At 61.3% G+C, this 9421-nt stretch carries 8 protein-coding genes; all 8 read left to right on the top strand.

What is annotated here, in order from left to right; translation table 11 throughout:
- Positions 1 to 119 precede the first annotated feature (119 nt).
- Positions 120 to 1181, top strand: a complete 1062-nt coding sequence (locus tag PHU01S_RS25095; RefSeq protein WP_049868741.1) for an LLM class flavin-dependent oxidoreductase — start codon at positions 120 to 122, stop codon at positions 1179 to 1181.
- A gap of 91 nt (positions 1182 to 1272) precedes the next feature.
- Complete coding sequence (locus PHU01S_RS25090) at positions 1273 to 2463, top strand: amidohydrolase (RefSeq protein ID WP_127510440.1); 1191 nt, start codon at positions 1273 to 1275, stop codon at positions 2461 to 2463.
- A 176-nt stretch (positions 2464 to 2639) separates the two neighbouring features.
- Complete coding sequence (locus PHU01S_RS25085; protein ID WP_083436209.1) at positions 2640 to 3110, top strand: DinB family protein; 471 nt, start codon at positions 2640 to 2642, stop codon at positions 3108 to 3110.
- Between the two features lie 17 nt (positions 3111 to 3127).
- Positions 3128 to 4480, top strand: a complete 1353-nt coding sequence (locus PHU01S_RS25080; protein ID WP_048744400.1) for an LLM class flavin-dependent oxidoreductase — start codon at positions 3128 to 3130, stop codon at positions 4478 to 4480.
- Between the two features lie 370 nt (positions 4481 to 4850).
- Positions 4851 to 5414, top strand: coding sequence for an ECF-type riboflavin transporter substrate-binding protein (locus tag PHU01S_RS25075; RefSeq protein ID WP_021881213.1), 564 nt, complete (start codon positions 4851 to 4853; stop codon positions 5412 to 5414).
- 145 nt (positions 5415 to 5559) lie between these two features.
- Entirely contained in the window at positions 5560 to 7278 is a 1719-nt protein-coding gene (locus PHU01S_RS25070; protein WP_048744476.1) for an ABC transporter ATP-binding protein, read from the top strand.
- On the top strand, positions 7275 to 8105 hold the full coding sequence (locus tag PHU01S_RS25065; protein ID WP_049868743.1) for an energy-coupling factor transporter transmembrane component T family protein: 831 nt from the start codon (positions 7275 to 7277) through the stop codon (positions 8103 to 8105). Before PHU01S_RS25070 ends, PHU01S_RS25065 begins: the two co-directional genes overlap by 4 nt.
- Positions 8106 to 8328: 223 nt before the next feature.
- A complete protein-coding gene (locus PHU01S_RS25060; protein WP_127510438.1) occupies positions 8329 to 8655 on the top strand; it encodes a DMT family transporter in 327 nt (108 codons plus the stop codon).
- Positions 8656 to 9421 lie beyond the last annotated feature (766 nt).

The raw sequence follows: 9421 nt of genomic DNA, 5'->3' as shown, positions 1-9421 counted from the left end.
AGAGAGCAAGGCAGAAAGCAAAGCAGAGAGCAAGGCAGAGAGCAAGGCAGAGAGCAAAGCAGAGAGCAAGGCAGAGAGCAAGGCAGAGAGCAAGCAAGAGAGAGTAGGGAGGGAGCAGCATGTCCTTTGCGGTAAGCGTTTTGGATCAGAGTCCAATCTATCCCGGCGATACGCCGGAGCAAGCGCTGGCCCGTACAATCCGGCTCGCGCAGAAGGCGGAGCAGCTCGGCTTCCGCCGGTTCTGGGTATCCGAGCACCATGACACCGAGCATTTGGCGGGCTCCTCGCCCGAGGTGCTGATCTCGCATCTGCTGGCCCGGACGGAGTCGATCCGGATCGGATCGGGCGGCATCATGATTCAGCATTACAGCCCGTACAAGGTGGCGGAGAGCTTCCACGTCCTGGCCGCGCTGGCCCCGGGCCGCGTCGATCTTGGAGTAGGCAGGGCGCCCGGCGGCCTGCCGCGCAGCACGCAGGCGCTGCAAAAGCATGCCGCGGCGGAGCAGCCGACGCTGACGGAGAAGATCGAGGAGCTGGCGGCTTATGTCGGGGGAACCCCGCTGCCCGAGGATCATGCCCAGGCGGGGCTGAGGGCGACTCCCGTCCCGGCCGTCGCGCCGAAGGTATACGTGCTCGGCGCTACCGTTGCGAGCGCCCGCTCTGCGGCGCTGCTCGGCTTGCCGTACGTCTTCTCGCTCTTCATCGGGGCCGATGAAGAGGCGGCCGTACAGGCTTTGCGGGAGTATAGAGAGAATTTCGACGCTTCCGGCGGCGGCGTCCCGGAGGGCTTGCTCGCTGTAGCCGCCATCGCGGCAGAGACGGATGAGGAGGCGCTGGCGCAGCTGCCGTCGCAGAAGGTGGTCAAGGTGCATCTGGCGAGCGGGAAGACAGTAACTCTGGGTACGCTGGAGCAGGCCGAGGAGTACGGCCGCACTTCCGGCGAGTCCTACCGGATCGAGGAAAAGGAGCCCGTCATTGTTGCGGGATCCAAGGAGACGGTGCGGACCAGGCTGGAGACGCTGCGGGCTGCGGCGGGCATCGAGGAGTTCATCGTGACGACGAACGTGCCGGACTTCGGCAAGCGGATCCGCTCGTACGAGCTGCTGGCCGAGCTCGCTGCGGAAGCTGCCGTCCAGGAGACGGAGGCAGACAGCGAAGCGGCTGTCGGCAGGCTTGCCTGAGCAGTTCGGCAGTCAGCCTGTCGGGATAGTTGGGAAGGAAGAGGCCGGCAGTCCGATTAGGCTCAGATCCAGGGGAGGAGGGGCAATTGTGATTCAAACTGCTTCCGACAAGCTCAAGGACAGAGCGGCAGAGCTGGGGGAAGAACTGGTGGCAATCCGCAGGGAGCTCCACCGGCACCCCGAGCTGTCGCATGAGGAGGTCGAGACGACCCGCCGCATCCGGGGATGGCTGCAGGCCGCAGGCATCCGGATCGCGGACGAATATCCGCTGCGCACCGGTCTCATCGCGGAGATCGGCGGTCTGCGGGAGGGGCCGGTCGTGGCTGTGCGGGCGGATATCGATGCGCTGCCGATCCAGGAGGAGACGGGATTGCCGTACGCTTCCGAGCATCCGGGCAAAATGCATGCCTGCGGCCATGACTTCCATACGGCGGCGGCGATCGGGGCGGCGCTTCTGCTCAAGGAGCGGGAAGCGGACCTTCCCGGTACGGTCCGCCTGCTGTTCCAGCCGGCGGAGGAGAAGGCGACAGGCGCCGGCAAGGTCATCGCGAGCGGAGCGCTGAGTAATGTATCCGCCGTGGTGGGGCTGCACAACAAGCCCGATCTGCCCGTCGGCACCGTCGGCATCAAGAACGGTCCGCTCATGGCGGCGGCCGACGGCTTCGTCGTCGAGGTGGCGGGCCGCGGCTCCCATGCGGCCGTGCCCGAGGCCGGGATCGATCCCATCGTAGCCGCTGCGCATATCGTGACGGCGCTGCAGACGGTCGCCAGCCGCAATGTAGGAGCGCTGCAGAGCGCCGTCGTCAGCGTGACGAAGCTGCACAGCGGAACGTCGTGGAACATCATTCCCGACAAGGCAGTGCTCGACGGAACGGTCCGCACCTTCGACGAGGAGGTGCGGGAGCGGGTGCTGCGCCGGTTCCGGGAAGTGGCGGAGGGCGTGGCGTCGGCGCTCGGAGCCGAGGCGTCGGTCCGGTGGGTCGAGGGGCCGCCTCCGGTGAACAACGATGCGGAGCTGGCAAAGCTGGCGGAAGCGTCGGCCCAGGCTTTGGGGCTGGCGGCGATCGAGCCGAGTCCATCTCCGGCCGGCGAGGATTTCGCCTTTTACCAGAAGGAAGTGCCCGGCTTGTTCGCCTTCTTCGGCACCTCCGGACCGCAGGAATGGCATCATCCCGCCTTCGATCTCGATGAGCGCGCGCTGCCTCTGGCGGCGGCCTTCCTCGCAGAGCTGGCGGAGCGGGTGCTGCGGCACAAAGGTCAGGAGCAGAAGGGGCGGGAATAGGGTCATGAGCAGCAGCAGGCGGAGGCAGGAAGCCAGCCGTCGCTTGTCATATAGGCAAGAGCCGAAAGCGCGCACAGACGCCGAAGCGGCAGCCCCGGGGCAGCAGGAGCGCTCGGCTGCGGGCTGCGAGCAGAAGGAACCAACCATGAATGTTCAGAGGAGGAATCGTCTTGAGCGTGAGTCAAATCGATCTGCAGGCATTCCTGCAGACGCATGAGCAGCTGCAGCGAGCTATCGAGGGATTGAGCGAAGAGCAGCTTCAGATCCGTGAAGCTCCGGGCAAATGGAGCATAACCGAGGTGTTGGCGCATTTGGCGGATCACAGCATTGTCGTCTCCTTCCGAATCCGCGACATCCTTGCGGATACCGAAGCAAGGCTGCCGGCCTTCGATCAGGACCGCTGGGTATCGGGGCAGAAGTCCAATCAAGGCCGGGCGGAAGACATCCTGGCTGTCTTCAAATCGCTGCTGCAGTTCAACAGCCTGCTGCTGAGCCGCTTGGACGAAGCGGGCCTCGCCAAGACAGGCGTTAATTTCAAGGGAGAGACGGTTCGGATTCCGGATATCGTCCGGGGATTCGTCCGCCATGTGCAGGGCCATCTGGGCCAGATCGAGCGAATCAAGCAGACGGCTCAGTCCGTTCACTGACAAGGAGGGGTATAGAGATGGCCAAACGAAGGCAATTAAGGCTGGGAGCGATGCTTCACGGCGTCGGCAGCAGCACTTCCCTCTGGCGGCATCCCGACATCAAGCCGGATGCGAGCACCAATTTCCCGCTGTACAAGGAATGGACCCGCAAGGCGGAGGAAGGGAAGTTCGACCTGGTGTTCGTGGCGGACGGCCTTTACATCAATGAAAAGTCGATACCGCATTTCCTCGACCGCTTCGAGCCGATTACGATTCTGAGCGCACTGGCAGCGGTGAGCACCCATATTGGGCTCGTCGGCACTCTGTCCACCTCGTACAGCGAGCCGTTCACGGTAGCGAGGCAGTTCGCCTCCATCGACAAGATCAGCGACGGCCGTGCGGGCTGGAACATTGTCACCTCTCCTTTGGAGGGCTCGGCTTCCAACTTCAGCAAGAAGGAGCATCCCGATCACGACAAGAGATACCGCATCGCGACGGAGTATCTGCAAGTGACGCGCGGCTTGTGGGATTCCTGGGAGGACGACGCCTTCGTGCGCGACAAGGAGTCGGGCGTTTTCTTCGATCCGGACAAAATGCATGCCTTGAATCACGAGGGCGAGTTCTTCTCCGTCAAAGGTCCGCTCAACATCTCGCGCTCCCGTCAAGGGCATCCCGTCATCTTCCAGGCCGGAGCGTCCGAGGTGGGGCGCGATTATGCGGCCAAGGAAGCCGACGCGATCTTCGCCGGACATGAAACGCTGGAGGAGGCAGCGTCCTTCTATGCGGACATCAAGCGCCGTGCGGCCGCCTTCGGCCGCAATCCCGACGACGTGCTCATTTTTCCGGGCATCGGACCGATCATCGGGAAAACGGAGGAGGAGGCCGAGCGCAAATACCGGGAGACGGCGGCGCTTGTCTCGACCGAGAACGCGCTGCTCTATCTGGGCCGCTTCTTCGAGCATCACGACTTCTCGCAGTACGATCCCGATGCGCCGTTCCCCGAGCTGGGGGATCTCGGCAAGAACAGCTTCCAGAGCACGACCGACCGCATCAAGAAGACGGCCCGGGAGCAGGGACTGACGCTGCGCGAGGCCGCTCTGCAGGTGGCGACGCCTCGTCCTCTCTTCATCGGAACGGCCGAGCAGGTGGCGGACCGGGTGCAGGAATGGTTCGAGGGCGGCGGAGCGGACGGCTTCATGATCGGCAGCGGCGTCCCGAACGCGCTGGAGGACTTCATCGACGAGGTCGTGCCGATTTTGCAGGCCCGCGGCTTGTTCCGCATCGAGTACGAAGCGGATACGCTGCGGGGCAATCTGGGCCTGCCGGTGCCTGCGAACCGTTATGCGGCGCGGAGGACAGGGCAGGAGAAGGAGACGGTGCAGAAAGGCTGAGGCGGGGTAGGCTTCTTCAATGGAAAGCGGAGAGATCATGCGAGTCGGTGAAGGAAGACTTTCTTTCCCGATTCGACGGATTGGAGCGGGGGTTTTCCCCGTCTGGAGGCGTCATGCGGCTTGCACAGCGTTTGGCTCCTCTATTTTTTTGCAGGGAAGCGTTGTCCGGCTGGCGGGAAAGATCCCCATGGACAGACTGGGCTCATCATGGTAAAAAAAGAGAGCGTGATTGGTTTGGTCGCTGGACGTCCCTGAGGATGAATGAATTTTCGCAGAACGCGGCTAAAATAAGAATTGTAAATTCCGAGTATTCCGATATATAATCTTCCTAACATCGAGCTGACAAGCTCTTAATTAGGGGGAGAAAAGCATGGCTTTTTCCAAACGAAATCCGATCGAGACGGTCGTAGCGATCGGAATCGGCTCCGCGCTGTTCACCATTCTGGGCCGATTCGGATCGATTCCGACCTGGATTCCGGACACCAACGTGGAGACGACCTATGCGCTGCTCGCTCTGTTCGCCGTCCTGTACGGACCGCTGGCGGGGGTGCTGATCGGCTTCATCGGACACACGCTCAAGGATCTTACCTACGGCACGCCATGGTTCAGCTGGATCATCGCATCCGCTGCCGTGGGCCTCATCATCGGCCTGGCTTCAGGCAAGGTTAGAGCGGTAATTGACGACGGGGACTTCAGCTTCAAGACGATCATTCGCTTCAATCTCTATCAGATCGCAGCCAATGCCGTCGCCTGGTTCGTGATTGCACCGTCGCTGGACATCCTCATCTACGCCGAGCCGGCGAACAAGGTATACACGCAAGGACTGGTAGCCGGGGCATCCAATATGGTGACGGTAGCCATCCTCGGCACTCTCCTTCTGGCCGCCTACGGCAGAACCCGCGTCAAGAAAGGCAGCCTGACCCGGGAAGCGTAATTTGCGGCGCTGGACCGCGGTTGTGGAACGCATGCTTTCCATATTTGCTCCATGGGATTTTCCAGCATGCTCCGAAGCCGGCGCCAAGCAGCCGGCTTTTCTTCATATACAGGGCCGAGGCTCTAGCAGAAAGAGGTCGATCAACATGGGAGACAACCGCAGGCCGGCGGCCGAATTCAAAGGATTCTCGTTTCAATACCGCGCCCAGAGCGAGCCGACCTTGCACGATATCGATCTGGTTATCCATGAAGGCGAAAAGGTGCTCATCGTCGGTCCTTCCGGGTCAGGCAAAAGCACGCTCGCACACTGCATCAACGGGCTTGTCCCCCATTTCCACGCCGGAGAAATGGAAGGGGAGGCTCTCATTGGCGGGGAGAATCTGGCCGAGCTGGATATTTTCGCGCTGTCGCGCAAGGTCGGCACGGTGCTGCAGGATCCCGACGGGCAGTTTGTCGGCATGACCGTGGCCGAGGACATCGCGTTCACTCTGGAGAACGACGGCATGCCGCAAGCCGAGATGAAGGCCAAGGTAGCGGCTGCTGCCCGCAGCGTAGGCATGGAAGGACATCTGGAGTCATCTCCGCAGTCGCTGTCCGGCGGACAGAAGCAGCGCACCTCGATGGCCGGCGTTCTCGTCGGGGAGGCGGGCATCCTGCTCTTCGACGAGCCGCTGGCCAGCCTCGATCCCGAAGCGGGAAGGCTCGCGGTGGAAATGATCGACGATATCCACCGGCAGACGGGCTGCACCGTCATCATCGTCGAGCATCGCTTGGAGGAAGTTCTGCATCGCAGCGTGGACCGGATCATCGTCATGGGAGAAGGACGGATTGTCGCGGATCTTAGCCCGGAGGAGCTGCTCAGCTCCTCGACGCTGCGCGAGCTGGGGCTGCGCGAGCCGCTTTACCTGACGGCGCTGAGATACGCTGGATGCCCTATCGGTCCGGAGCTGAAGCCGGCCAGCATCGAGACCGTCTCGCTGGAGAGCGGAGGAGCGGATCAGCTGCGCGCGTGGCACGAGGCGGCGGAGGCCGCGCAGCCTCTCTTGGCGCGGGAGCCGGTGCTGGAGCTGGAAGGCATCTCCTATGCCTACGATGCCGGCAAGGAGGTGCTGTCCGGCCTGTCGCTCTCGATCGGAGAGGGCGAGCTGGTCGGCATCGTCGGCCGCAACGGAGCCGGCAAGTCGACCCTTTCGAGGCTGATCTGCGGTTTCGGACGTCCGACCGCGGGACGGATTCTTTATCGGGGCCGGGATATCGCAGGGGATACGATCAAGGAGCGCTCGGAGCGGATCGGCTACGTGATGCAGAACCCCAACCATATGATCTCCAAGCATCTCATCTATGACGAAGTCGCGCTTGGCCTGCAGCTGCGAGGGGCCGGCGAAGAGGAGATCCGCGAACGCGTGCTGGAGACATTGAAGATCTGCGGCTTGCATCCCTTCCGCAGCTGGCCGATCTCGGCGCTCAGCTACGGGCAGAAGAAGCGGGTCACGATCGCGTCCATCCTCGTCCTGGATCCGGAGGTCATCATCCTGGACGAGCCGACGGCGGGGCAGGACTTCCGCCATTACAACGAGATGATGGAATTCCTGCTGGAGCTGAACCGCCGGGGCAAAAGCATCGTCGTCATCACGCATGACATGCATCTGCTGCTGGAGTATGCGGAGCGGACGCTGGTCATCGGCGAGGGCCGTGTGCTCGCCGACGCGCTGCCGGCGGATGTGCTGACGGATGCCGCTCTCGTGGAGGAGGCGAGTCTCCGGGAGACTTCGCTCCAGCGGCTGGCGGCACGCGCAGGCATCGGGGATCCGAGGGAATTCGTGCGGCGCTTCATCGTCCGCGACAGGGAGGCGAGACGCTCATGAAAGCCAGGATGATCGCTTACCGCCATCAGGATTCGCCGATCCACCGTCTTGGCGGGGCCGCCAAGCTGGCGTTCTTCGCCATCTGGTCGGTGACGGCGATGATGACGTACGACACGAGGGCGCTGGGGTTCATGCTCGCGATTGCGGTCGCCGCCTTTGCCGTGTCCAAGGTCAAGTTCGCCGACTACGGCTTCGTGCTCTATCTGATCCTGTTTTTCTTCCTGCTGAACCATATCGCCATCTTCCTGTTCTCTCCGCTGGAGGGCGTCAAGATCTATGGCACCCGCCACGACCTGCTGCATCTGGCCGGACGGTACTGGGTCACGGAGGAGCAGCTGTTCTACCAGTTCAATATCGCCCTCAAATATATGACCGTGATTCCGATGGCGCTGCTGTTCATCCTGACGACCCACCCCGGCGAGTTCGCCTCCAGCCTGAACCGGATCGGCATCAGCTACCGCATCGCCTATTCCGTCAGCATCGCCCTTCGTTACATTCCGGACATCCAGCGGGATTTCCAGAACATCTCGCACTCGGCGCAGGCTCGCGGCATCGATATTTCCCGCAAGGAGAAGCTGCTCAAGAGGCTGAAGAACGTCGTCGGCATCCTCATGCCGCTGATTCTGACGAGCGTGCAGCGGATCGAGACCGTGAGCGCCGCGATGGAGCTGAGGGGCTTCGGGCGGGGGCGCGGCCGCACCTGGTACAATGCCCGTCCCTTCCGGACGGGCGATTACGCGGCTGTGGCGCTGGTCGTCGCCATCGCTGCCGTAACGGCCTGGCTGACCTTCCGCGACGGCTCGCGGTTCTACAATCCGTTTCGCTAACAGGAACCCCGGCCCGGGAGGCCGGGGTTTTGGCGTTTGTAGTTGAGCGGGGTTTTGGGGTTTTTTTGTAGTTGAGCACGCCTTTTTCGAGGGGACATTGGCCCTGCGGTTTGAGAAGAAAGGACGCGAGGTCGAGGGGCGAGGCTCGGGAGAGGATGATATACTGGAACGGATTGGTCATTCGGCCCGTGTTCACTTGGGCCTTTCGGGGAAGGTGTTAGGCATGAAGGGGTACTTGTTTCTGGCTGCGGCCATCGTCAGCGAAATCTTCGGGACGTCCATGCTCAAGGCATCCAGCGGCTTCAGCAGACTGTGGCCGAGCCTCGGCACGGTGGCCGGATTCGGCATCGCGTTCTACTGCTTGTCGCTCGCTCTGCAGCATATTCCGCTTGGGATCGCATACGCGATCTGGTCCGGCGTCGGGACCGTCATCACGGCCGCCATCGGCATCATCGTGTTCAAGGAAACGGCGAGCATGACGACCGCGATCGGCATCGCGCTCATCGTCGTCGGCGTTGTCGTGCTGAATTTGAAGGGTGCTGCACACTGAGGTTATTGGCGATGCCGAGGTTCCGGATATGAATGCGAGTCATGGTTCCGGTAGATAGAATTGGGAAAGGACGAAGGCTCCGCAGTTGCACATAAAGGATTTGAAACCGACAGGGTCCGCAGTTGCATGCAGAGGATTTGAAACGGACGGGGTCCGCAGTTGCACGCAGGAGTCGAAACCGACAGGGTCCGCAGTTGCACACGGAGGAGTTGAACGGACGGGGTCTGCAGTTGCACACGGAGGATTTGAACGGACGGGGTCTGCAGTTGCACGCAGAGGAGTCGAAAAGGACGAAGGCTCCATAAACTGACCGAGGTTTCGTGTCAGTCATAAGATCGTATCGGACTAGAATCGAGTCGGCCATGAAATCGTATCGGACATACGATCCGTTATTTTTGGCGAAATCGCCAATCCGAGCACTTATCGGACATAGGATCCGTTATTTGAAGTAAAAAGCCTGTTTTCAGGGGGTAATCATCCAAATAAGGAATCCTATGTCCGTTAAATTTTTTTGAATGGGTAAATTCGTGCAAATAGCGGATCGTATGTCCGATAACTGGCAGCAAGGCATCTAGTCCCCCTTTTTCTGGCGTGTCTTGTATGCCGAATACCTCATATTACTGCTACAACGCCTTAAAGACCCACAAACCCACAAAATCCAAAGGTTTAATAACTATTAAAGTTCTACAACCCCCACAACCCCCACAACCCCACAACCCCCACAGACCCCACAAATCCAAAGGTTTCATAACTATTAAAGTTCCCC

This window comes from Paenibacillus humicus NBRC 102415 (assembly GCF_004000905.1).
GTDB lineage: Bacteria > Bacillota > Bacilli > Paenibacillales > Paenibacillaceae > Paenibacillus_O > Paenibacillus_O humicus.
Note: the sequence above shows the minus strand (reverse complement) of the source record. Positions and strands in the feature narration are given on the sequence as shown.